The organism is Algiphilus sp. (assembly GCF_023145115.1).
Lineage (GTDB): Bacteria > Pseudomonadota > Gammaproteobacteria > Nevskiales > Nevskiaceae > Algiphilus.
On the sequence record NZ_JAGLEJ010000012.1, the window covers coordinates 1 to 21,594 of the forward strand.

Consider the following 21,594-nt stretch of genomic DNA (forward strand, 5'->3'; position numbering starts at 1 on the left):
CGAACGTGGGCGGGCTGGGAGCGCGACGAGAATCCGATGCACCCGGCGCTGTGGGAGGCGTGGCAGATGCGAGCAGCCGATCCGGCGTGGATCGCTCGGGTGCGGGGTGCGGCGTAGTGCCCCGCAATCCGTACATCGACCTGCTCGACGCCGACCTGGCGCGTGCGCTGAACCGGGCCGCCGGCGCTCTGGAGCAGCCGCTGCCGGCCGCTCAGGAGGCGGCGTATCGCGAGCGGCTGCGTCTGCTCGTGATCGCTGCGGCGCGGCGGATCGACCCGCCGGTGGTGCCGTATACCGACGAGTGGGAGGCGTCCGCTGCGGGACGTTGCACGCGGTGCGGACGCCCGCTATCGGAAGACGCGGCGGCTACAGGTGACGGCTGATCGCCGCGCGGGCCTCGTCCTCGGTCACGTCGAAGTCGTACCTATGCCCGGACATGGCGCGGGCGGCTTCGTCGAGGGGGCGGCCGGCATTGACGCCTGCGGCGTAGGCGACGGCCTCCCACCAGATGCGGCCGCGCTCGCTCTGCTTGATGACCCATTTGCCGAGGAACGTCCAGCGCCAGGTGCGGCGGGTGTGCTCGAGCTCGTGCTCTAGGAACCAGCGGGCGGTGTACTCGGGGTCCAGGACGATGCGGAGGCCGTTGCTCTGGCCGCCGGTGGTGCCGGGCAGGTCGCGGTGGAGGATGGGCACGATACGCTCTACCCACGGCGTCCAGCTGAGGATGTGCAGCAGGACGAACGGGAGCGCGACGGTACCGAGCATGAGGGCGCCGACGGCCGGCAGCGGCAGGGCGTTGAGGTCGGCCAACAGCGGCAGGCCGACGCTCAGCAGTACCGGAATGCCGAGGATGGCGATGAGCAGGCGGTGTTCGCTGAACCTGCTCATGCTCAGATCTCCGGCGCCGGCTCGGGCTCGGGTTCCGGCACCCGGAATCGGACGCTCAGGACCCGACCGGAGGGGATGTCGGCCGGGCTGCTGTCGATGGACGTCGCGACGGTGATCGGGTCGCCCTCGGTGATCTGGACATCGATCAGCGGCTCGCCGCCGTCGCCGCGTGGGACGCTGGTGCGCCAGCCGCTGGCGGGCATGCCGGTGGCGCCGTGGATCTCGTAGACGCCGGAGCCGGTGCGGGTGACGGTGATATCGCCAGCGTGGGCGCTGCGGTACTCGATCGACCCGTCGCCGGCGATATTGATGGCTGCGTTGACTGTGCTCATGGTTAGACCTCGACGATGAAGCCGTTGCCGTCGACCATCACCTCTTTCGAGGTGCCTGGACTGCCGGAGATGTGGAGGGATTGGTTCTGGCCGATGGCGGCGCCGGGGAAACCCGAGAACTGGGGGACATCGTCCGAGACGAAATCTGCAACGACGCTAACGTCAGCGCTCGCGACCATCAGCACCGATGCCAGTACGAACTGAGATGAAACCACGCCGTAGAGCACCATTGGCACCAAGCCAAAACTGCCCACAGACGGATTAAAGTCCAGACCCAGCCACGTCTTGCCGGCATGGTCGAATGTGACCAGCTTCGCGCTGAATGGGACCGTCCCGGCAGTAAGCACGAACCCGCTGGTCTTGCCCAGCGTCGTGCTGTGCCCGAGCACCGCCCTCAGCGCGGACGCTTCTGCGGCCCCACCACCAGTCGTCGCTGAACCTATACCCAGATTGACGGACTGGTCGTTGAGGCTCAGATCTATCAGCCGCAAGTAGCGATGATTGCCTCCAGGGACCACGAATCCGTCGATGCGGATCTGGCGCCCTGCAGAGTCGACCGTCCCGAGAGTCCTGCCGTTTTGGAGCGTTGAGCCGAGCGGGATATCGCCCGGGCTCGATCCAATCGGGAAGAATGCCTCTTCACCGGCCGAGTCGTCCCAGCCGAAAACCTCGTCACCGGCCTCCGGCGTCCGCTTTGGCACGCTGCTGTAATCACCCATTGCAATACTCCTATGCGGCGGTCACCGAAGTGACCTGGTAAGTGCTGCCGCCGGCGAGCTGGTAGGTGCCGCCGACGGCCAACTGGTACTCGGATTGCTGCGTCTGCACGTCGCCGAGGTCTCCGGCAATCGACCATTCGGTCTGCGCCGTTTTCGTGGCGGTGACTTGGCCGTCCTGTTCGGTGACGTGGCGGCGGCCGCCGCGGCTGCGGATGAGGCCACCGACAAACGCCACGAGCCCGGCGCCTCGGGCCTGGACGTGCACCGTGGCGCCGAGGGCCGCGGTCTCGCTGAGCCGGATCTCCTGGCGCGTACTGCGCGCGCAGCGGTAATGCGTGCCGCTATCGACATCAGCGACGTCAATATTCTCCGCAACGGTGTTGACGACGGTCCTACGCCCGAGCAGCCCCTGTGCGGCCGCCTCGGCGCGGTCGGCATCGGCCTCGGCGCTTGCGGCAGCTGCGATTGCACCGGATTCGCGCGTGCCGGCCGTTGCGGCACTGGCTGCCGCCGCGGTTTCGCTGTCGGCGGCATTGTCCTCGCTGGTGCTCGCGGCGCTCGCGCTGTTGCCGGCGTTGGTCTCGCTGGTGCTGGCCGCACTGGCACTGCCGGCGGCAGCGGTTGCGCTGTTGCCGGCGTTGGTCTCGCTGGTGCTTGCGGCGCCGGCGCTGCTGGCAGCCGCGGCGGCCCTGTCCTTCGCCGTCTGCGCCATGACCACGGTCTGCGCCAACGCGGGAACGAACCGCAGGCGGTGGCCGCCGTTGCCGAGACCGGTGCTGGCGTTGTCGTCGTCGGTGACGGTGCTGCCGTCGCCGCCGAGGCCTGCGGGGAACGTCACTGACGCCATCAGAGGATCTCCCTGGCGGCGAGGGTGTTCCGCCAGTTGTCGTGGTAGGGGTGGCTGACGGGGTCCAGCTGGGTGAGGCGCGCCAGCATCGTCTTCATGTGGCTCTGCGGCGTGGCGGCCAGCTGGTCCGCGATGAGGATCTCGCCGCTGATGCCCTGCACGCGCTGCATGCGGAACAGCTGGTTGAAGGCGTCGTTGGCGTCGAGGTAGTCCAGGCCGCAGGCAAAGGTGCGGCGGCGCGGGGCCTCGTCGAAGAACTCGGCGCCGGCGTCCACGGTTTCCTCGACGGTGGTGGCGTCGTCGTGCCCCCACTGGCTGTCGTAGCTCATGTTGATGCCGGGCTGCCAGGCGTTGCCCAGGAACAGCCGACCGAACTCGATGTAGCCGTCGGCGTTGGCGGTATCGGTGATCTCCACCAGCACGGAGTACGCGGGCACCACCGGACCGAAGAACCAGGCGAAGAGCGGGGTGTACTCGGCGCGCATTTCGGCGGTGAGCTGGCCGAACCAGTAGTTGTCGTCCTCCCACTCCAGCTGGTCGGGCAGCAGGATGCCGGGCCAGGCGGGCAGATGGCCGCTGTCCAGCACGGTGGTGTCGCTGTCGTCCCGCACGCGGATGCGCACGGTGGCGTCCACGCTGAGGTTGTGCGCGGCGATGCCGAACCCGCCGAGGGTGCGGCGCTGGTCCAGCGTGACGAGCAGCTGGGTGCTGTCGGTAGCGGCATCGCTGGTGCGGCTGCGTTCTTGCAGCTCGCGCACCTGCGCGTGGGCCAGCGGGCGCGCGGCGGTATAGCTGCCGCCGGAGAGCGTGCAGCGGTCGATGAGGTTCGGCCAGGCCAGGGTGAGCTTGTGCTGTGCCAGCGCCACGGTCAGCCCCACACGTCCAGGGTGAGGGCGCCGCGCTCGGCATCCGGCGTGCGGCCCAGGATGAGCATGTCCCGGCCGGCTTCGTAGCCGAAGCGGGGGTGCTCCACGGTGACGGTGTCGCCGATGTCCCGCGCGCCGTACTGGTCCAGACGCACGGTGACCTGCGTGCGGTCGCGCCGCTCCTTGAGCAGATCCCGCAGGCGGATGGCCAGCTGGCGGCCGCCGCTGCGCAGGGCGGTGTCGATGCGCAGCTCGCTGCTGAGCGGGTGCCGGGTTTTCGTCGCGGCGTCGGCGGCGGCGAACTCGCGGTACTCGGTGCGCCAGCGCGCGGCATTGGCGGCGCCGGCGGCGAGGTCGGTCTGCGTGGTGGCCACGCGGTCCGCTCGCACGACCACGCGGTGCACCGGCAGGCCATTGCCACCCGCCCCGCCGGCTGTGCGTTCGATGCCGAGGATGCGGTGGCGCGGAATGACGGCCGCGGGCGTGCCGATGCCCAGGACGTGCAGCGCCACGTGGCCGCTGGCGTCGGTCCGCCAGTAGCCGCCGACGCTGGCGGCGAGCTCGTCGATCATCGCCTCGGTGCTGCGGGCGTCGTCCAGGTAGATGCCCACCAGCGCACCGAGCGTGGCGGTGGTGACGTAGTAGATGCCGTCGTTGGCGGTTTCGTACGCGCTGCCGTCCGCGGTGATGTAGGGGGCGGTGGTGACGGGCGGATCCGCCAGCTGTCCGCCGGCGGCGGTGACGATCGCGGTGAGCACGTCCGCGGCGTGCGGGCTGGCCTGCTGGGCGTCCACCGTCAGCGACTGCGCGGTGGCGCCCAGGCGGATGAAGCCCTGCCAGCTGCGGTAGTGGCCGGCGGGCGGCGTCAGGGCCTCGTCCAGCAGGTCGGCCTCGCTGGCGTAGGTGCCGGCGCTGGTGAGTGCCACGCCGCGGTCACGCGCGGCGGTGACGGTGCAGTCGCTCAGGCTGCTGACCTGGTAGATCTGCAGGCCGTAGTCCACCAGCACGGGGGTGGCGTTGCTGACGGCGCCCAGCACCTGCGGTTTCGCGCGGCCGGCGATGTCTTCGCCGCCCTCGAGGTCGGTGCCGTCGCCGGCGTAGGTGTCCTGCGGGTGATTCTCGGCGAGGTAGGCGGACGGGTCGCGCAGGATCAGGCGCACGCTGTTGCGGGTGGCCTCCACCCGGCTGACGGTGCCGCGCAGCACGGTGGCGAGCGCGGTGCCGTCCCAGGTCTGGATGAGGAGCGCGCGGCCATCCAGCGCGTAGTCCACCAGCTCGTCCAGTCGGCCGTCGCTGTTGGCCAGCTCCAGGTCGCCCTGGCTGGTGTTGTTGCTGCGCAGCCACGGAATGCGCGCCCGCCCCGCGAACAGCGCCGGGCGCTGCAGGCGCGGCGGCCAGTTGTTGCCGTCGGCGTGGTAGTCGCCGCTGGCGTAGCGCAGCGTTACCGGGTTGTCCGCGGCGTCGAGCGCGTCCAGCGTGAGGAGGTAGACGAGGCTCACGATGCCGCCTCCAGCCGGGCGGCTCGGGCCACGGCGTTGCTGTCGCGTAGCTGCTTCTGCCCCAGCTCCAGCGACTGCTTCCAGCCGCTCTGCTCCACACGCACCAGCGCCTGCAGGTGGGCCTCCTGACGCTCCACGCGATCGCGTAGCGCGCGGAGCTCGCGCACCAGCTCGGCGTTGCCCTGGTCCACCCGCACGCCGAAATTGCCGTCGCTCATCCGCACCGCGGGCATGATGGCCTCGGTGCGGTGCATCTCGACGCGGTACCCGCTGGCCGGCCCGGTGGCGATGCCGCCGTGCGCGAACTGCGGCAGGCCGTCGGCGGCGTTCTGCGCGTTCAGGGCCTGCCGCGATGCGAACGTCCAGCCGCGGATGGCACTGAGGTGGTCGATGACCCCGCGCGTGTCCTGCAGCAGGCCGCCGAGGCCGTTGATGCCGGCGATGACGTTGCCGATGCCGGCGTTGGTGTGGTGGATGTTCTGGTTGATGGTGTTGGCGGCCTTGAGCAGCTGCGCGTCGAACTGCCCCACGCCGTAGGCCGTCTGCCCGGTGTTGTCCTCGGTGTTGCGGTTCGTCCCCAGCAGCGCGTCCAGGATGCTCTGCGAGCCGCTTTCCAGGTTCGCCATGCCGGTGAGGCTGGCGATGATGTCGTCGCGCGTGAGGCTCTCCAGCTGGTTCAGGCCCAGCAGCTCGCGCACCACGCTCTGCCCGCTGGCGGCAACGTTGCCGCTGATGATGTTGCTGGCGGCCGCCACCAGGTCCTGCACGCCGCGCGTCTCGGCGCCGAGGATGTCGGTGAGGCTCGCGGTCAGTTGCTGCTGCAGGATCTGGTCGTGCAGCTGCGCGACCATCTCCGCGCGCATCTGATCCGTGTTCTTGCCCAGCGCGTTGAGCGGCGCCAGCATCGCAGCGGTCTGCAGCTCGGCGTCAGCAATGCTCTGCGCGTTGGCCTGCTGAATGGCCTCCGCCACCTCGTCGGCGTTGCCCAGCAGCGCGCGCGTGAGCTCGGCGGACAGGCCGGAGACATCGCTGCCGAGATCCACCAGCGCGTCCTGCAGCGCGCCGGCGATGCTGTCGAAGCCGCCTTCCAGCACGGTGCTGATGAGCTGGTCGCCATCCGTGATGCTGGCGATGCCGGATTCGATCTGCGCCCGCAGCTGCTCCAGCCCGGCGACGGTGTCGAGATCCCCGCCGCGGATCACGGTGGCCAGCGCGTCCTGCAGGACGCCCATCGCGTCGATTTGCTGATCGCGGCTGAGGACGTTGATGTCGCCGATCAGCCCGAGGATGCCCTGCACGTCCTGCAGCCGGTCGGCCAGCCCTTCCTCCAGCGCGGTGGCCTGGTCGGCGGCGGCGCTGTTGAGGTCCGTCACCTGCTGCGGCTGGTTGTCGCGGATCTGCTCCAGCGTCGCCTGCTGCTGCTCCAGCGCGGCCAGCTGGTTGTTCATGGCCTGGAGCTCGGGCGTGGTCACGTCCACCTGGTCGGCGGTGGCCCCCAGCGAGTCCACGATGCTCTGCCGGATCTGCTGGAACTGCCCGCTGCTGCCGTAGATGTCCTGCGCCAGGCGCAGCACGTCGCCGGCCCGGCCCTGCAGATTGCCGGCGGCGTCCACGTCGCCGGCGCGGGCCGCGGCGGTCATGGTGGCGAAGCGCGCCTGCGCCGCCTCCAGCTGCTGCAGCGGCGTGCCGGCAGCGAACTGCCCCACGTCCAGCCCGGACACGTAGTCGCGGATGCCCTGCGCCACGTCGCGCAACCGCTCAGCCGCGCGAATCTGCTCGTTGACGGCCGAGATCTGCGCGTTGAGCGCGTCGAGCTGCTGCTGATCCTGTGCGTCCGTCGCAGCGGACTGCGCGTTGATCGCGTCCAGCTGCTCGTTCAGCTGCGCCGTCAGCGCCTGCTGAATGCTGCCGAACTGCGACACCAGGTCGGCAAAGCTGCCGGCGCTGTTGACGGCGCCCAGCACGTTGTCGATCTGCAGCGCCGCCACCGACTGGCCGCGCAGCTCGGCAATCTGCCGGGCGATCGACTGGCTGGCGCTGCCGATGCTCTCTGCCAGCCGGCGCTGCTGCTCGGCGGCATCGGCGGAGCTCTGCGCCACGTCCCGCTGCACCGAGTACAGCTCGTCGAACTGCGGCACCAGCGCGATCAACGCCCCGTACAGGCTGTCGTTGCCGCGCACGGATTCGATGAGGTCGCGCAGCGCGTCGCGCGTGGACGGCAGGCTCAGGCCCAGGTCGGCCAGCTCCTCGCCCAGCTCGCGGCGCAGGAAGCCCAGCTGCTCCTCGGCGGAAAAGAATTCCTCCCGGTAGGTCTCGAAGCCGTCCGCGAAGCGGTCCAGGCCGCCGGCGGCGTCCAGCATCTCGCGCGTGACGTCCGCAGCCTGGTCGCCCATGTAGCGCATGGCGTCGCGCAGGTCGATCAGCTCGCGCGCGAAATCGGCCGTGTCCTCCGCGCTGCCGGTGTACTGCGCCACCAGCTCGCCGAGCCCGGTACCGGCGTTGGCCTGCGCCACCGACAGCCGCACGAGCTCGGCGCCGAGATCCTCCGCTCGCCGGTCGACGTCCGCGAGGCTGGCAAGCGATACGTCCAGCTCGTCCGCCACGTCGCGCGCGTACTCCACGCCGCTGGCCACGCGCGTGAGGGTTTCCAGCGCGCCCTCGCCGAAGCGCTGGAAATCGCCGATGGCGAGGTTCGTCTGCTGGCTGACGATCTCCACCGCGCTGTCGCCGATGGACGAGAAGAACGCCTCCAGCGCTGCGTCGAGATCCTCTTGCTCGGCAATGCGCAGGTCCGGCAGCTGGATGTCGGTGAACGCGGCCAGTGCATCATCCACGTCACCACCCAACGCACCGACGGCCGAGCCGATGCCGGCGCCCAGGTTGTCGAGGATGGACTGGACGCCCTGCGTGATGTCGGCACTGGCCTCCGCAGCCTGTCGCTCGAAGGCCGCACGTTCGTCCTCCAGCAGATCATCGTTGCCGATCAGGCCGGCGACGATGTTCGCGTAGAACGAGCCCTGGAAGCCGGTCGCTTCGGCGCTGACACTACCCACCGAGCCACCCAGGTCCAGCGACTGCACGCCGGTTTCGCCGGCGAAACGCGCGAAGACCGACGTGACACCGGCCAGCGCGCTCTCGATGTTCTGCAGGCTGCGCAGCATCTGGCTGGTGTAGGCCAGTTCTTCCGACGCAATGTCGGCGAGGCCGTCCAGCGCATTGGCAATCGACGCGCTTTCTGCCTCCGGATCGCCCAGGACAGTCCCGCGGGTACGCAGGCCCGAGGTGCTGCCGGTATCCAGCGCTCCGGCGGCCGCACCGCTGCCGCCCTGTAGCGACACACCCAGCGCGGCAATGGCCGCGGTGGTGGCCGCCAACGCCGCCAGGTTGGCCGGGAAGGGCAGGCCCACCATGCTGCTGGTCTGCGCCGCCGCGCCCTCCGCCGACGCCTTCGTGGCGGCCGAAGTAACGGTGGCGGCGGTCTCGGTCTGCAGGAAGCCGAGCTTCTGCGCCAGGTTCTTCGCGGCCATGGCCAACTCGATGGCACGGAACGTCTGCTCCGCCGCGGTCAGGGCCTCATAGCCGGCACTGCCCTCGCTGAAGAACCCCTTGGCCGCCTGCGTCATGTCGCCGAACAGGCCGACGGTCGCCTGCTGGGACTTCTGCTGTATGGCCGCCAGCGCCTCCTCGTCCCCGGCGTGCTTCTCGCGCAGATCCGCGAAGGTGGACTGCGCGTCGATGAGCCCGTTGAGCCCGTCCAACAGGTCGCCGGCCGCGCGGCTGGCGTCGTCGAAACCCTGCGCGAACTGGTTGCCGAAGCTCAGGCTGTCCAGCTCGCGCTGCAGGTCCTTCATCGGCGTCGCGTCCTGCTGGTCTGCGTAGTCCTCCCGCGCGTTCTTCAGGCGCAGGTAGGCGCGCTCCAGGTCCGACGCGAACGCCAGCTCGGCGTGGCGCTGCGCCTGCTGCTCCGTCCAGCCCATCTGCATGAGCTCGAGGACGCGGGCCTCCTCGGCAATGCGCAGGTGCAGGCGCTCTTCGGCTTTCGCCGCGGCATCCGTGGTCTTGGTGGACTCGGCGCGCGCATCCTTGATGCCCTCGATGCGCGCCTGGAGACGCAGATACTGTTCGATCTGCGCATCGGTGGCGCCCTGTTCCTGCAGCCGAGCACGGGTCTCGGCCTCGGTAACGGACAGGCCCTGATTCAGCAGCCCCAGCAGCGTTCTCTGCTGCGTGATGAGCTCCGCGACCTCTTCGCTGGCCTGCTCACTGCCCTCGCGCAGGGCGCCGGCGCCGGTGGCAGCATCCTCCAGGCCACGCGCGAACGGGATGACGACGTCCGAACCCTGCCCGGTGATCTCGACGAGGTTGCCGGCCTCGTCCGCCGTGTCGCCGAGCAGCATACGGATGTCGGCGAGCCCGGCAATGGCAGGATCCCACACACCCTCACGCAGCCACGGGAAGCGGTCGAGCAGGTCGCCGATCTGCTGACTGCGCACGGTGGCGTTGAGCGTATTGCCCAGCTCGCGCGCCTCGTCGCGGAGTCGCACCAGGCGCTCGAGCTCATCCTCGGGCACGATGTGGCCGGTGGCGCGCGCGGCCATCGCGGCCAGGCCCTCGCCGGCATTGGTGAGCCCCTCGGTGGTGAGGTCCAGGAACTCCGCCAGCCCGCTGATCATCGGCGGCAGCACTTCCTCCGCGAAGGCCATGCCACTGGTGTTGAGCTTCTGCAGCGCCTGGTTCAGCTCGAAGTCGCCAGTGCGTGCGGCGGCCTCGAATGCACCGTCGAGCGCACCGGTGGATTCGGTGACACCGCGCAGCACGCTGTCCACGGTGCCGGAGTCCTGCGCCAGGGCGTTCATGACGCCGCGGAAGGCTTCGGTCTCGGTGATCACGGCGCGCAGCTGACCGACGTTGCCGGCGAAGGCATCGTCCAGCGTCCGCATCACGGCCACCAGGCCGTCCTCGCTGGCGATCTCGCGCAACTGCTCCAGCGACAGGCCGACGCCGTCCAGCGCGCGCTCACCCTCCGCGCTGGTCTTGAGCAGTGCGTTGAGGATGGCGTTGACGGCGGTCGCGCCCTTGCCCGCGCTCGTGCCAGTGCGCGAGAACACGGCCATCGTGCCGGCCACGTCAGCGAACGCGATGTCGAGCGCGGCAGCGGTACCCACCACATCCGCCAGGGCCGGCCCCATCTCGGCGGCCTCGAGCTTGCCCTCGCGCACCGCGGCCACGAGGATGTCGGTGCTCTCTGCCGCGCTGAGCGCGGCCGGCCCGTAGGCGTTCACCGCGCTGGTGACGGTGTCGGCGATGGCCGCCGTCTCGCCGAGCCCCGCCGTCGATGCGCGGGCACTGGCTTCCACGATCTGCAGCGCCTCCGCGCCACGGTAGCCGGCGGAGGTAACGAAGAAGAGCGCCTCAGCAAGCTCGTTCGGGCCCTTGCCTGTGGCGGGCGACAGATCCAGCAGGCTGCCACCCATGGCGTCCACCTGCTCGCGCGCCACACCCACCAGACCCTCGATGCGGCTCAGCGTGCGCTCGAAGGTCAGCATCTCGCCGGAGACCTTGGCGACGGCGGCGCCGGCGGAGGCCAGCCCGACCAGGCCGGCCGCGGTTCGGCCCACCGTCGCGGCCATCTGGCTCATGCGCTTGTCCATGCGCTCCGCCTCGCGGCGGTGCTTCTCGTTGGACTTGCGCGTGCGGTCGTGCTGCGCCGACAGCTTCTTCAGCTGGTCCTCGGTCGCGGCTGTGGCGCGGATGCCGCCCTTTGCATCACCCTCGATGATCAGGCCGAGCTTGAACTGGCGCTGCTGCGTGGCCATCAGTGCACCCGCTTGCCGCGCGGCCGCGTGGCGGCGTCACGGTCCCGCTGGCGCTTCCACTCCGCCAACGTCTCGGCTTCCATCACGCGCACGCGCGACAGGGTGTCGCGCTGGTCGCCCACGTCGTGCATGCGCATGACGCTCTCCACGGCCGGGTAGTCCAGGCCGGTGGCGCCGGCCATGCCGGTGCGCCACTGCGTCACGCAGTCCAGGAACACCTCCACGGCAACCCAGTTGACGGCGGCGACCTCGAAAGGCGCATCCGGCTGGATGGCCTCGGGCCGCTCGTCGCCGGCCGGCAGCACTGCCCCCAGCACTCGCATGTCGTCGTCGAGTTGCTGGTGGTCATCCGCACGGCCGCCGGCCCAAGCACGTGCGAAGTCCATCAGTTTTTTCGCTCGGCTCCCGCCGGCGCCTTCCGGGTCTCCATCACCAGCTCGACCAGGCCGACCCGGTACGGGGCAATCTGGATGAGCTCGTCCAGGGCATCGCCGGAGAACGGGATCTCCTGATCGTCGGCGCCGATGAGCTTGCGCCAGTCGCGGATGTTGTCGCGCAGGTACTGGGTCACGCGCTGGCGTGCGGCGGCGGGGTCGGTCTCCCCCTCGCCGCGCACCATGTCGCTTTCCCGCAGCAGGTCATCCACATCGCTCGGCGTGCGGATCTGCACCTCGAACTCGTCGGCGTAGGTCTTGCCGTTGTCGTCGCGGTGCGTGATGCGGGCCTTGGTCCAGACGCACTCCTTCGGCCCGCGCTTCAGTTGCAGTGCCATGCGGCCTCCGTCAGGTCAGGGTGATGGTCAGCTCGTCGTCGCCGGCATCGGTCGGGATGCAGCGCAGGTCGAGCGGGAACACGGAGAGGCCCTGGCTGTTGGAGTCCGCACCCATCAGCAGCTGCGCCTTCACGTCGAAGGTGATGATGTTGCCGGCGGTGGTGCCGTGGACCAACTGGCCGGCGACCACGCTGTGGCCGCGGACCAGGGCGTAGAAGTCCTTGTCGCTCAGCGCGGGCTTCTCGATGGTGGCCTGGCCTGTGGTCTCGCGATCGACGATGCGCACGTGCTCGTCGTTGATCACGTTGCGGTACTGCACGTCCCAGCCGGCGTCGATGCTGAAGGCCTCGCACTTGGCGGCGTAGCTGTCCAGCGTGAAGGTGGGGGTGTTGGCTTCGTTCACCGGCACCGGGTCGATGAAGGCCGAGAAGTCCGGCGTGCCGACAGCCGCCGACGTGGGGGTCTGGTCCCACAGCCCCCAGAACTCGAAGGCCATGCTGGGCATGCCCCCCTTGTTCAGGGTGAAGCTGACGGTGCCGCGGCAGCCCAGCAGCTTGTGCAGCTCGCCGTCGTGGTTGAAGTAGATGCTGCCCCACTCGAAGCCGGTGCTGAGCAGGCTGTAGACGACATCCGTCTCCGCGGTAACGGTCTCGGCGAAGCCGCACATCTGCAGCAGCGGGCCCCACGCCGGCGCGGTGCCTGCTTCGCCGGATCCGGACAGGTCCACCTCGAACGTGAGGCGGCCGTGCGGGCCGGTGTAGTACTGCTTGCCGGCGCCCAGCGTCGGGCGATCGTAGTCCAGCGTGGCGGTCGCGCCCTGGAACGGCTGGAACTGGATGTTGCGCGCCAGGACGGCATTGTCCGAGGCCGTGGGTTCCGGGTCGGTGGGGTACGGGTTGCTGCCGATGGCGGCCAGGATGAGGCGCTTGGCGTACAGGCTCATGGGGATGTCCTCAGTGCGTGGATGCGGGGCGGCGGCTTACTTGTCGCCGCCGTCGGCGCCCTTGCCGGTTTCGCCGGCGAAAGACGCGCGGGTGGTCTTGTCCGCGGGCGGCTCGGCCTTCGGGGCCTCGGCGCGCTTGGCGGCGGCGCGCTTCTTCGCGGCCGCGCTGCGGGTGTCCTTGTTGGCCTCGAGCGAGCCGTCCGGCTTGCGGACGAAGCTGCCGCCCGTGGTGGGGCGCTGGCGTTCGGTCATGTCGATCTCCGTTCTACTGCTGTGCCGTAAACGTCCCGCCACCAGATGGCGGTGCGGTTGAGGTCGAGGATTTCGCCCTCGATGAAATCGGTCTCGAACACGCGGCCCGGCAGCGGGCCGGCGATGAGCTTGTCGCGCACGTGCCCGCGCCAGGTTTCGAGCTCGTCGATGGCGCACACGGTGACGACGGCGAACTGCTCGTCCACCGTCTGCGCGTGGGCATAGGTGCCGAAGCGGTTGCCGCCGCGCGCCACGTCCTTCACCGGGTGCACGAAGGCCGCCGGCAGCTGATCCCAGTTGGGGATGGCCTCCACGGATAGGGCGCTCTGCACCACCGCGAAACCGGCCGCGAGCAGGTCCGGCTTGATGTGCGTGACGATGGCGGCGGTGTCCACGGCTACGGCTCGCAGATCAGGCGCACGAAGCCGTGGCCGAGCTCGTGGGCGTCGCTGACGTGCAGCGTGGGCTCGTCCGCGCGGGCGGTACGGTCGATGGTGCCGCTCGGCGCCAGGTCGTCGACGGTGACGCCGTCCGGCAGGTCCACGATCCCGATGTCGATCTCGACGCGCTGGCCGCGGAACTCGTGCACGTCCCCGCTCTCGCGCCACCCGGCCTCTGCCTCCACGCAGTGGATCTCGGCATCCGCATGGCCGGGCAGCGACAGCGTGCAGGGTTCACCCACCGCAGCCACCATCTCGGCAGCGTCGGCCGCGTCGAAATCGGCGGCCAGACTCACGAGACACCCCCCAGCAGCTTGATCTGACGGACGAACTCGGCGCGCGAGGTCTCGTTGATGACAGTGGCCACCCGGTTGATCACCGCCGGGTCATCGGCGGCCTGCGTCACCGAGCGGGTAAACAGCTGCTCGATGTCCTCCCGCTTGATGCCGCGGCCGGCATAGCGCCCCTTCTTCGGGAGCCGGAACGTGCCCGCCCGCTTGAACAGGCGCTTGCCGGCGGAAGGGAACTGGAACGCGCCCTCGATCAGCACGCGCCGGCCCTTCTCGATCTCCACCGAGAAGCCCTTGCGGGTCTTCCGGGGCTTGAGCAGCGACAGCGGCGTGCTGGGCGACACCACCGTCAGCAGCCCGTTCTCGCCATTGCGCGGAGGCCGGAACGTGATGGCCGCCTTCACCGCCCGTGCCGGCGCCGGCAGGTTGTCCCGGATGTACCCGGAATACTCCTTCCGGCCCTTGCGCGCACCCACGCTCATCGCGCGGCCCAGCGCGCGCTTCACGTCGCGCTGGTCCATCGCCTCGATTACCGACTCGAGGCCGATCAGCTGGTGCTCGACGCCGGACACGGGATCAGCACTTACTCGCTGGCGACCGTGCCGCCAGGGAAGCCGAGCAGCACCTGGCACACCGCATCGCCGGACGCCGCCGCCTTGAACGCCGTCGCGCAGCCGCTGATGTCGCCGGCCGCCGGCGTCAGGCCGGTGGTAACCGCCGCCTCGCTGTCGTCGTAGTCGATGGGCGCGCCCTGCGCGATCGCCGTGCCGGTGACCTTCGGCACCTCGAACACGCCGCTGAGCTGCACGCTGCCGACGGTGCCGTCCGGAATGGCGACCAGCGCCACACCGATGCGCCCGCCGATCGGCACGACCGCGTCAACGGCGATGTCCTCGCCGGTGTCGTTGGCGTAGTCGATGACCTCGCCGGGCTGGATGTATTTACGGGTCATGTCGCTTCTCCTGTCTGCGTTGCCGCGATTGACAGGGGAAGCGTGCGCCGGAGGCCTGTGCCAGTTACAGGCAAAAATGGCACTTTCGACCAGCCACCGGTGCACGACCTTTCGGGCGACAGGATCGCCAAAGAAAAGGCCCGCCGGAAGGCGGGCCAGAACTTGTCACACAGGGGTCTGGTGGGGCGATCAGTTGCCGCGATAGCCCCCACGCCAGCCAATGGCGCCAGCACCCACCGCCATGTCCGCACGCCAGTTGATGCCGCCGCTGCGGAACACCTCTTCGGTGACGACGCGCGGCTCGCGCTGACCGTCGAGGTAGACCACCTCGAACACCGGCGCGACGGCCGCGTCAGCCAGGAGGTACCAGGCCGCAGCGCCGATGCGCGGGCTGCCGACGATGTCGCTCACCAGACCGCGAACCTTGTTCGGTTTCTGCAGCTTGTTGGTAGCGTCGGGGTCGTACTGGCTGTCCACCAGCACCTGAATATCCCGCGCCGTGGTGTGGCGGGAGACCGACACTGCCGGCTGGATGTCGAGGTACTCCTCGTCATCCCCGGGTGCCGTCTGCTCCGCCATGGCGTCCGCACCCTTGGCCAGGAGTTCCACGCTCGGCGCGCCGAGATCGCCGCTGGCCGCCTTCGTGCCGAGCGCCTCTGCGAACACCGGCCCGGTGCTGCCGTCCGGGTAGCGGATGGTGGGGCCGTCGCCGCCGTTCATGGCGAAGAGCGAGTACACCAGACGCTCCGTGGTGCGGCCACCCGCCATGCCGACATCCATGGCGGAGTCGAGCACGAGGCCGAGCTGATCATTGATCAGCACTTCGGGTGTCACGCCGATGATGTTGCCACGGCGCTTGGCCTGGATCGTCTGCTTCTCGGCGTCCGGGATGTTCTTGTTCTTGTACTCGCCCTTCTCGTCCACCTCTTCGAGGAAGGCGATCACGCCGGGAACCATACGCTGCCACTCGCGCAGATCCGAGACGTCCCCGATGCGGCAGTAGCGGGAGAACGTGGGCTGAATCGAGCGGAACCCGCGAAGCACCTCGCGCTGGATGAGGTTCTCCAGGATGACCGGGAAGTCGCTCTGCGTGTTGCCGCCGCCGGCCCGCATGGGCGCGCCGAGCGCAGCACGCATCACATCGATGGGCTGCATGCCCTCCGTCCGGTGACCGGCTGCCTGCAGGCAGGCGCGCGCCAGCTCGCGAGCGGAGAGGCCGCGCCACGGATTCGCGCCGCTGGCGTCCACCCGCTCCCCGGTCTCGGGATCCTCGGCGATACCGCGTCGCCCGAGCATCGCGTGGACCATGCCGGTGCGCATGCGGTCGGCCTGGTCCGTGACGATCGAGGTGCTCGCACCGGCCCCGGCAATGGGCTCGCTGCCCTGTCCGAGGTGGTCGAGCAGCCGTGCTCGGGCGGTTTCGGCATTGACGTTGACATCGTCCATGCAGGCGGTCATCAGATCGTCCACGCCAGCGCGACCCTGGAAGTGGGCGAACGCCTGCCGGATCTCACGCCGTCGGCCCTGCTCGTCGGCGAGCGCCTGGGCACGGATCTGCTGCGGGTCGGGGTCCGCCCCGGCGCGGGTCGCACCGCCGGGCGGGACGCCGTTCGGGCTGCCGGCCGCCTGCACGCCGCGCTGCTGCAGCGCAGCGGTCACGGCCGCGTCGTCGGCATCGCCCCCGAGGTTGAGGGTGGCCAGCACTTGTGCCTTTGCGGCGTCCTGGCTGGTGTCCGCGCTCAGGTTCAGGCCGAGCGCCAGTGCAAGGGTGATCCAGTTCATGGGGTACTCCTGTACAGGTTGAGGAGCGGCGCTCGACGCCGCAGGGGTGCGCTTGTTGCGGAAGCGTTCGGGGATGTTTCCGTGCGCGGCTATGGGCAGCGCTTCGGATAGCTCGTCCGCCAGACCGAAGGCGATAGCCTGGTCGGCAGTGAACCAGTGATCTTCGCCGTCGCTGACGAGCTGCAGGATCTCGTCCCGGCTCTTGCCGGTCTTGTTGGCGTAGCTGCTGATCATTGCCAGGCTGTGCACGTCGAGCTGGTCAACGAAGCGCTCAAGCTCACGCGCGTTGAACATGCCCATCAGCACCGCAAGCGGCGCATGCACCATGAACATCGCGTTCTCGGCAATGCGTACGGTGTCGCCCGCCATGGCGATGAGGCTGGCGATGGACACCGCGTAGCCGTCCACCTCGACGATGATCGTGGCGCGGTGCCGCTTCAGGGCGTTGTAGATGCCGAGCCCGTCGTAGACGCTGCCGCCGAAGCTGTTGATGCGCACGCGGATGGTGTCCGCGGCGATCTCGTTGAGCGCCGCCACCAGCTCGCGGGCAGTGATCGATTCCTCCGCCCAGAAGTCCTCACCGATGTCGCCGTAGATGAGGAGCTCCGCTTCATTGCCTTCGGCCTGTGCCCGAACCTGCCACCACGCACCGCTGGCCACGACGTTGCGCGGTTGCCGGCGCGCGACAATGCTCGCGACGTTGTCGCGCGGCGTGTCGCCGTTGCGGGCCAGCGCGGCCATGACCGCATCGTTGCTGGCGTTGCCGGGCAGCCCCAGGTGGGCCAGCACCACGGAGCGCGCGGATTCCTCGCCGGGCACGGCCAGGCCGAGTGCCGCCGCTAGTGCATTCCAGTTCATTGCTCGTTCTCCGGGTCGTTGGATTCCGGTGCGCTGGACTGCTCGACGCCGCTGCCGCTGACGGCAGCCGGGTCGGTGTCCAGCGTCACGCCGCGATTCCGGGCATAGGCCAGCTCTTCGGCGCGCTGATCGATGACCTCCCACGGATCACCGTTGCGCTCGCGCACGGCCTGGCTCAGTGACTTCAGGCCGGAGCGGATCTTGATCTTCTCGCCCTGCGCTTCCTTCACCGGGTCGATCCAAGGCATCGCCGGGCCGCGATAGTCCGCATCGAAGATCGTGAACGGGTCGACGTCACTCGGCACGCGCAACGCGCCGGTGGCGAACCCCGTGCGCACGACGTCCTCGTAGCAGGGCAGCGTGACAGCGGAAACGAACTCCTCCCGCATGACCTCGTACGCCGGCCAGGTCTCCACGAGCTCCTGTCGCTGCGCGGAGAAATTGCCGGTGTAGTGCCGGCTGATGCTGCTCTTGCTGCCGTCGGTGCCCGCCGCGATGCCCCGCAGGTTGAAGTCGATCCAGTCCGGTAGCGCCTGGTTCGGGCGCTTGGTGTCGACAACGTTGACCTGCTCGCCCTCCTGCCCCCGGTAGATCATGGCGGGCTCGATGTCCATGAGCTGCCGCCCGGTCTGCTCACTCTTCTGGCCATTGGAGAGCGGGTTGTCGCCGAGCTCATCCGGTTGCTGCGTGATGGTGAGTGCGAGCGCGCTCGCCAACTTGGCGGCGGCGAGCTCGTAGTCGGTGGTGTCCTTCAGGTCCTCAAGACGGTGGATCACCGCAGCGAAGATCGTGATGCCACGCACCTGGTGGATCCGGTCACGCAGCGCAAAGTGGAGCATCCGGTCCGCGGGGACTTCCTTGAGTGCCTGCGCCCCGTACTGGAATCCGTCCGTTGGGTGATCCCGGTGAGCGAAGTACACCACCGGCTGACCCCACGCGTTGAGCCGCACGCCCTGGAAGATGCGGTCACCCGGAACGTCGTGCCAGAACGGGATGAAGTCCGACTCCAACAGCTCCAGCGAGAAGGGAACCTGCGTGTGGTGCCGCAGGTTGCGCACATTGCCGCGGAGCGCCTGGCTGAATATCTCGCCATCTCGGATGCCGCAGCGAAGCGCGTGGCGCTCCATCATCGCGCGCGTCATGCGGCCGGTGACCTCCGGCCGGCGAGACCACTCGCGGTGATACCGCTGAATCTGATCGGCAAACTCGTTGTGGACGCGCCCATCAGCCCGACGTGGCATTGGCTCAACGCCGATGCCGCGCGGCCCGATTACGTTGCGCGCGAATACCCGCAGCGTGCCGCGCGCGAAATCGTAGTTGCGCTCCAGATGCCGCGCATGGCTGCGTGTGGCCTCGGCCCCGCCCTGCACGATCCGGTTCGGGCCACGGTTATCGCGCATCGTCTTGCGGAGTCGCGAATCGCGGCCGCCCTCGTACCCACCGGACGCCCGCAACGCGTTGCGGTAGTAGAGGTTGCGGACAGCGCGTTGTGGCGAGAAGTACGCAACCGCGCGGTCCCACCAGTTCATCTGGACACCGTGGCCGCGACTCACGAACCGCCCCGGAAATCAGCTGCCATGAAACCGCCACCCTGCCGCGTCTTGGCGCCGAGCTCGCGCCGCAGATCACGGCGCAGGGCACGCAACTCGCCAATCTCGCGCTGCGTGTACTCCTGCCCGTTCACGCGCACCGACTTCCAGCCCTTTTGCAGCAGCTTGAGCAGGGCGTCTTCGGTTGCCTCGAGTAGCTCTTGGGTGGACACGCTCATGGCACGCAGCCTGCCCCGCACCCCTGTGCCAATTACAGGCAAAAATGGCACTTTCGCTGCGGCCCGGCAGCCCCACGTTGTTCGTCTTAGCCTTGGATCTCCTTACAACTGGAGCGCAACCATGGCGAACAAGACCCAGGACAAGAAGTACCGCGACGCCGGCACCGGTCGCTACGTCACCAAGAAGTACGCGGACCGGCACCCGGGGACCACCGTTGGCGAAACCCCGAGCCCCCGCGGCAACGGCGGAAAGCGGAAGAAGTAGCGGCGAGCGCTGCCGGTACAGAATCCGGGCAAGACGAAGGCGACCTCTCAGCCGCCTTCGCCACTGCCCCCGTTGTCGGACTCGTCAGGCGGCCCGCGCGCCCACTCGCGCCAGGCGCGTTCCCGCGCCAGCAATTCACCGATCAGCGCGCGCAGCACCGCTTCGCCTTGCGGCGTGAGGGCGCTGCTGGCCTGCGCGTCGGACGGGGGCACGAATCGGGGCGCGGCCAGCGCCGGTGGCGTGGCCAGTTCCGGCGGCGGCGCGCGGTATGTGGGCACGGGCACCTTCACCTCCACCGTGCGTACGCGCTCGCGGATCTCGGGCGTGCCACTGCACGCGGCCAGCGACAGGGCGGTGACGAGGATCAGCAGCAGTGCGAGCGCGGTGCGCATCACGGCACCGCCTGGCGCATCCAGTCGTTCATGGCCTGCGGGCCGTGGCCGGCCGGCAGCTCCCGGGTACGCGCGCGCTCGCGGTTGAGGGTGCGCACGGCGCGGGTCTCGGCCTGCGCTGCCGCGGCATCGGCCAGGGCGCGCAGGCTGAGGATGCGTTCGTTCTGCCGCGCCACGGCTGCCTCGAGGTCCGCGACGCTGGTGCGGCAGGTGGCGAGCTCCGCGCGGGCTTCGGCGGCATCCGCCCGCGCCTCCGCGGCCTCGGTGCGCAGGGTGTGGTTGTCCCACGCGATCCACCCGAGCCAGCCGCCGAGGCCCACGATGACCGCCAGCACGCCGCCGACGATGTAGGGGCCGGCGGCGCCGGCCAGCCGTGCCGCGAGCCAACCCATCACGGGGCTCCCTCGCACAGCACCATCACCCCCCAGTCACGGTAGAGGGGCTGCCGTTGGAGCAGGATGCGGCGCGGATAGTCACGGTTCTCGGTCACTGCCCACGACGCGCGCCGTGGGTCGGGGTGGTCCGCAACATGCCCCCACCATCGTGTCGAGTCGCAACCCGGACACACCGGCTGCTCTCGACAGTGGGCACGGTCACGCATGAGCCAGCCCTGGCCGCCGTTGTATGCCGACAGCGTGAACGCCCACTGGTCGCACGCGGTCGCTGCGGGGGCGCCGTATCTGTCGAACAGCCAGCGGTCATAGCGCGCCATCGCGCGGATGGACCACTGCGGATTGAACGGCGCGGCCCCGCCGAGAGCCGGCCAGCGCTCGGCGACCCACTCAGCGGTGGCCGGTACGAACTGCGCTAGCCCGTCGGCGTAGGGCGACTGCGCATCCGGCCGCCAAGCGGACTCCTGATGGATCTGCGCCGCCATCACCGCCACCGGCGCTTGCATGCCCCACGCGGCGCGCGCCTCGCGGGTGAGGTCGGCGCGGTATTCGAGGGCGGCGCGGGGTGGTTCGGCGGCGCACGCGCTTTGCGCCACCCACGCCAGGGCCCAGTACCAGAGCAGGCCGCAGAACACGATCCACGCGACGCTCAGCACGCCACCGCCGAGATACACAGCGAAACGCCGCGCGGATGCGCCCCGCGGCGTCTGCGGACCGCCGGCGCGTTCATAGGGGTCGGACGGCATGGGCGGCGGGCGCCAGACGATATCCAGGTGCTGGCGGCGCGGCGTGGTCACCTCACAACCCCATCGTCACGCCCACCATAGCCGCCGCCACGACAATGGCGCGCCTGAGCATGGCCGCTTGCGCGAGCCGCACTTTGCGCTCCGCTGTCTCCGGGTCATCGTGGCCTGCTCGCAGGAACGTATGCACACGGGCCGATGGAAAGAGCCAGCGGTCGAGCCAATAGCCAGCACAGCCGGCGACGCTCACCAACGCCAGCTTGTAGATAACGACCGGCAGATTGCCGGGTGCGACCACCGCGACGGTGGCGAGAAGGCCGATCGAGATCAGCACGAGGGGCCACAATCGAAACGCCTTGTTACGCATGTCAACCTCCGCCAGTCAGGTAGCCGCCGGCGCCAACCACGACGGCCAGCACCAGCCACAACAGGTCCCGCTGCCAACGCTGCCCCTCGCCGCTGCGCGCTTGTTCGTTGCGTAGCGCGTCGACGATGCGGCGCGTCTCGCGGCCGTCTTCCGCGATCTCGTCCACGTCATGCCGCAGCCTTTCGTGCATCTCGCGCGGCGTCATGTACTTGGGGAACTCGTCGATACGGGCGTGCAGCTTCGCCGTCTCCCGCTCGAACATGCTCCGCATGCCGCCCAGCTCTTCCGCCAGGTGCTTCACCGTCGCGATCAGCTCGCCGTACTCACGCTGATCCATGGGCGGCGTCTCGCAGGGGGTGGCGGTCTCGTCCGGCATGCACGCGGTGCTCCTTGCCCTTTCCGGATCTGTGG

Annotated in this window: 25 protein-coding genes; 2 read left to right on the forward strand and 23 right to left on the reverse strand. The window is 69.5% G+C overall.

What is annotated here, in order from left to right; all coding sequences use genetic code 11:
- Positions 1–116: 116 nt before the first annotated feature.
- Entirely contained in the window at positions 117–383 is a 267-nt protein-coding gene (locus tag KAH28_RS03740) for a hypothetical protein (protein ID WP_290574471.1), read from the forward strand.
- Here the strand turns inward: KAH28_RS03740 and KAH28_RS03745 are convergent.
- From KAH28_RS03745 to KAH28_RS03830, 18 genes are all read right to left on the reverse strand, one after another.
- A complete protein-coding gene (locus KAH28_RS03745) occupies positions 367–888 on the reverse strand; it encodes a hypothetical protein (RefSeq protein ID WP_290574472.1) in 522 nt (173 codons plus the stop codon). The two genes, KAH28_RS03740 and KAH28_RS03745, sit on opposite strands and share 17 nt — an antisense overlap.
- Positions 889–890: 2 nt before the next feature.
- Entirely contained in the window at positions 891–1,220 is a 330-nt protein-coding gene (locus KAH28_RS03750; protein WP_290574473.1) for a hypothetical protein, read from the reverse strand.
- Between the two features lie 2 nt (positions 1,221–1,222).
- Positions 1,223–1,939: a hypothetical protein gene (locus KAH28_RS03755; RefSeq protein WP_290574474.1), complete on the reverse strand. Its 717-nt coding sequence runs from the start codon at positions 1,937–1,939 to the stop codon at positions 1,223–1,225.
- A 10-nt stretch (positions 1,940–1,949) separates the two neighbouring features.
- Positions 1,950–2,786 carry a hypothetical protein gene (locus KAH28_RS03760; protein ID WP_290574475.1) on the reverse strand — a complete coding sequence of 279 codons (837 nt, stop codon included), beginning with the start codon at positions 2,784–2,786 and terminating at the stop codon, positions 1,950–1,952.
- Positions 2,786–3,652, reverse strand: a complete 867-nt coding sequence (locus KAH28_RS03765) for a hypothetical protein (RefSeq protein WP_290574476.1) — start codon at positions 3,650–3,652, stop codon at positions 2,786–2,788. The genes KAH28_RS03760 and KAH28_RS03765 overlap by 1 nt, the downstream gene beginning before the upstream one ends.
- Before the next feature lie 2 nt (positions 3,653–3,654).
- Complete coding sequence (locus KAH28_RS03770; protein WP_290574477.1) at positions 3,655–5,151, reverse strand: hypothetical protein; 1,497 nt, start codon at positions 5,149–5,151, stop codon at positions 3,655–3,657.
- Positions 5,148–10,967: a phage tail tape measure protein gene (locus KAH28_RS03775; RefSeq protein WP_290574478.1), complete on the reverse strand. Its 5,820-nt coding sequence runs from the start codon at positions 10,965–10,967 to the stop codon at positions 5,148–5,150. Before KAH28_RS03775 ends, KAH28_RS03770 begins: the two co-directional genes overlap by 4 nt.
- Complete coding sequence (locus KAH28_RS03780) at positions 10,967–11,353, reverse strand: DUF1799 domain-containing protein (RefSeq protein WP_290574479.1); 387 nt, start codon at positions 11,351–11,353, stop codon at positions 10,967–10,969. The genes KAH28_RS03775 and KAH28_RS03780 overlap by 1 nt, the downstream gene beginning before the upstream one ends.
- Positions 11,353–11,739, reverse strand: coding sequence for a hypothetical protein (locus KAH28_RS03785; RefSeq protein ID WP_290574480.1), 387 nt, complete (start codon positions 11,737–11,739; stop codon positions 11,353–11,355). Before KAH28_RS03785 ends, KAH28_RS03780 begins: the two co-directional genes overlap by 1 nt.
- Positions 11,740–11,749: 10 nt before the next feature.
- Positions 11,750–12,682, reverse strand: a complete 933-nt coding sequence (locus tag KAH28_RS03790; protein ID WP_290574481.1) for a phage tail tube protein — start codon at positions 12,680–12,682, stop codon at positions 11,750–11,752.
- Between the two features lie 36 nt (positions 12,683–12,718).
- Positions 12,719–12,934, reverse strand: coding sequence for a hypothetical protein (locus KAH28_RS03795; RefSeq protein ID WP_290574482.1), 216 nt, complete (start codon positions 12,932–12,934; stop codon positions 12,719–12,721).
- Positions 12,931–13,329, reverse strand: a complete 399-nt coding sequence (locus KAH28_RS03800) for a hypothetical protein (protein WP_290574483.1) — start codon at positions 13,327–13,329, stop codon at positions 12,931–12,933. The genes KAH28_RS03795 and KAH28_RS03800 overlap by 4 nt, the downstream gene beginning before the upstream one ends.
- Before the next feature lie 2 nt (positions 13,330–13,331).
- Positions 13,332–13,670, reverse strand: a complete 339-nt coding sequence (locus tag KAH28_RS03805) for a hypothetical protein (protein ID WP_290574484.1) — start codon at positions 13,668–13,670, stop codon at positions 13,332–13,334.
- A complete protein-coding gene (locus KAH28_RS03810) occupies positions 13,667–14,236 on the reverse strand; it encodes a hypothetical protein (RefSeq protein ID WP_290574485.1) in 570 nt (189 codons plus the stop codon). Before KAH28_RS03810 ends, KAH28_RS03805 begins: the two co-directional genes overlap by 4 nt.
- Positions 14,237–14,247: 11 nt before the next feature.
- Positions 14,248–14,616 (reverse strand): DUF2190 family protein, encoded by a 369-nt coding sequence (locus KAH28_RS03815; RefSeq protein WP_290574486.1) that lies wholly within the window; start codon positions 14,614–14,616, stop codon positions 14,248–14,250.
- Between the two features lie 189 nt (positions 14,617–14,805).
- A complete protein-coding gene (locus tag KAH28_RS03820; RefSeq protein WP_290574487.1) occupies positions 14,806–17,256 on the reverse strand; it encodes a head maturation protease, ClpP-related in 2,451 nt (816 codons plus the stop codon).
- The gene (locus KAH28_RS03825; protein ID WP_290574488.1) at positions 17,253–18,785 is read right to left on the reverse strand and encodes a phage portal protein; all 1,533 of its coding nucleotides are present in this window, start codon (positions 18,783–18,785) and stop codon (positions 17,253–17,255) included. The genes KAH28_RS03820 and KAH28_RS03825 overlap by 4 nt, the downstream gene beginning before the upstream one ends.
- 20 nt (positions 18,786–18,805) lie before the next feature.
- Positions 18,806–19,024: a hypothetical protein gene (locus tag KAH28_RS03830; RefSeq protein ID WP_290574489.1), complete on the reverse strand. Its 219-nt coding sequence runs from the start codon at positions 19,022–19,024 to the stop codon at positions 18,806–18,808.
- 121 nt (positions 19,025–19,145) lie between these two features.
- Between KAH28_RS03830 and KAH28_RS03835 the strand changes: the two genes are divergently transcribed.
- Positions 19,146–19,289, forward strand: a complete 144-nt coding sequence (locus KAH28_RS03835; RefSeq protein WP_290574490.1) for a hypothetical protein — start codon at positions 19,146–19,148, stop codon at positions 19,287–19,289.
- A 47-nt stretch (positions 19,290–19,336) separates the two neighbouring features.
- Here the strand turns inward: KAH28_RS03835 and KAH28_RS03840 are convergent, their stop codons facing one another.
- The 5 genes from KAH28_RS03840 to KAH28_RS03860 are packed head-to-tail and all read right to left on the reverse strand — an operon-like array spanning position 19,337 to position 21,559.
- Positions 19,337–19,681, reverse strand: a complete 345-nt coding sequence (locus KAH28_RS03840) for a hypothetical protein (protein WP_290574491.1) — start codon at positions 19,679–19,681, stop codon at positions 19,337–19,339.
- Positions 19,681–20,076, reverse strand: coding sequence for a hypothetical protein (locus tag KAH28_RS03845; RefSeq protein WP_290574492.1), 396 nt, complete (start codon positions 20,074–20,076; stop codon positions 19,681–19,683). Before KAH28_RS03845 ends, KAH28_RS03840 begins: the two co-directional genes overlap by 1 nt.
- Positions 20,073–20,870: a transglycosylase SLT domain-containing protein gene (locus KAH28_RS03850; protein ID WP_290574493.1), complete on the reverse strand. Its 798-nt coding sequence runs from the start codon at positions 20,868–20,870 to the stop codon at positions 20,073–20,075. The genes KAH28_RS03845 and KAH28_RS03850 overlap by 4 nt, the downstream gene beginning before the upstream one ends.
- Position 20,871: 1 nt before the next feature.
- Positions 20,872–21,183 carry a putative holin gene (locus KAH28_RS03855; protein ID WP_290574494.1) on the reverse strand — a complete coding sequence of 104 codons (312 nt, stop codon included), beginning with the start codon at positions 21,181–21,183 and terminating at the stop codon, positions 20,872–20,874.
- 1 nt (position 21,184) lies between these two features.
- Positions 21,185–21,559 (reverse strand): hypothetical protein, encoded by a 375-nt coding sequence (locus tag KAH28_RS03860; RefSeq protein WP_290574495.1) that lies wholly within the window; start codon positions 21,557–21,559, stop codon positions 21,185–21,187.
- Positions 21,560–21,594: the final 35 nt, after the last annotated feature.

Excerpts from the sequence above, each read along its gene's own strand:
- KAH28_RS03825 (WP_290574488.1), bottom strand. The coding sequence starts at position 18,785 with ATGAACTGGTGGGACCGCGCGGTTGCGTACTTCTCGCCACAACGCGCT.
- KAH28_RS03785 (WP_290574480.1), bottom strand. The coding sequence starts at position 11,739 with ATGGCACTGCAACTGAAGCGCGGGCCGAAGGAGTGCGTCTGGACCAAG.
- KAH28_RS03795 (WP_290574482.1), bottom strand. The coding sequence starts at position 12,934 with ATGACCGAACGCCAGCGCCCCACCACGGGCGGCAGCTTCGTCCGCAAG.
- KAH28_RS03835 (WP_290574490.1), top strand. The coding sequence starts at position 19,146 with ATGGCGAACAAGACCCAGGACAAGAAGTACCGCGACGCCGGCACCGGT.
- KAH28_RS03840 (WP_290574491.1), bottom strand. The coding sequence starts at position 19,681 with ATGCGCACCGCGCTCGCACTGCTGCTGATCCTCGTCACCGCCCTGTCG.
- KAH28_RS03755 (WP_290574474.1), bottom strand. The coding sequence starts at position 1,939 with ATGGGTGATTACAGCAGCGTGCCAAAGCGGACGCCGGAGGCCGGTGAC.
- KAH28_RS03815 (WP_290574486.1), bottom strand. The coding sequence starts at position 14,616 with ATGACCCGTAAATACATCCAGCCCGGCGAGGTCATCGACTACGCCAAC.
- KAH28_RS03830 (WP_290574489.1), bottom strand. The coding sequence starts at position 19,024 with ATGAGCGTGTCCACCCAAGAGCTACTCGAGGCAACCGAAGACGCCCTG.
- KAH28_RS03860 (WP_290574495.1), bottom strand. The coding sequence starts at position 21,559 with ATGCCGGACGAGACCGCCACCCCCTGCGAGACGCCGCCCATGGATCAG.
- KAH28_RS03790 (WP_290574481.1), bottom strand. The coding sequence starts at position 12,682 with ATGAGCCTGTACGCCAAGCGCCTCATCCTGGCCGCCATCGGCAGCAAC.
- KAH28_RS03760 (WP_290574475.1), bottom strand. The coding sequence starts at position 2,786 with ATGGCGTCAGTGACGTTCCCCGCAGGCCTCGGCGGCGACGGCAGCACC.
- KAH28_RS03750 (WP_290574473.1), bottom strand. The coding sequence starts at position 1,220 with ATGAGCACAGTCAACGCAGCCATCAATATCGCCGGCGACGGGTCGATC.
- KAH28_RS03820 (WP_290574487.1), bottom strand. The coding sequence starts at position 17,256 with ATGAACTGGAATGCACTAGCGGCGGCACTCGGCCTGGCCGTGCCCGGC.
- KAH28_RS03745 (WP_290574472.1), bottom strand. The coding sequence starts at position 888 with ATGAGCAGGTTCAGCGAACACCGCCTGCTCATCGCCATCCTCGGCATT.
- KAH28_RS03775 (WP_290574478.1), bottom strand. The coding sequence starts at position 10,967 with ATGGCCACGCAGCAGCGCCAGTTCAAGCTCGGCCTGATCATCGAGGGT.
- KAH28_RS03855 (WP_290574494.1), bottom strand. The coding sequence starts at position 21,183 with ATGCGTAACAAGGCGTTTCGATTGTGGCCCCTCGTGCTGATCTCGATC.
- KAH28_RS03780 (WP_290574479.1), bottom strand. The coding sequence starts at position 11,353 with ATGGACTTCGCACGTGCTTGGGCCGGCGGCCGTGCGGATGACCACCAG.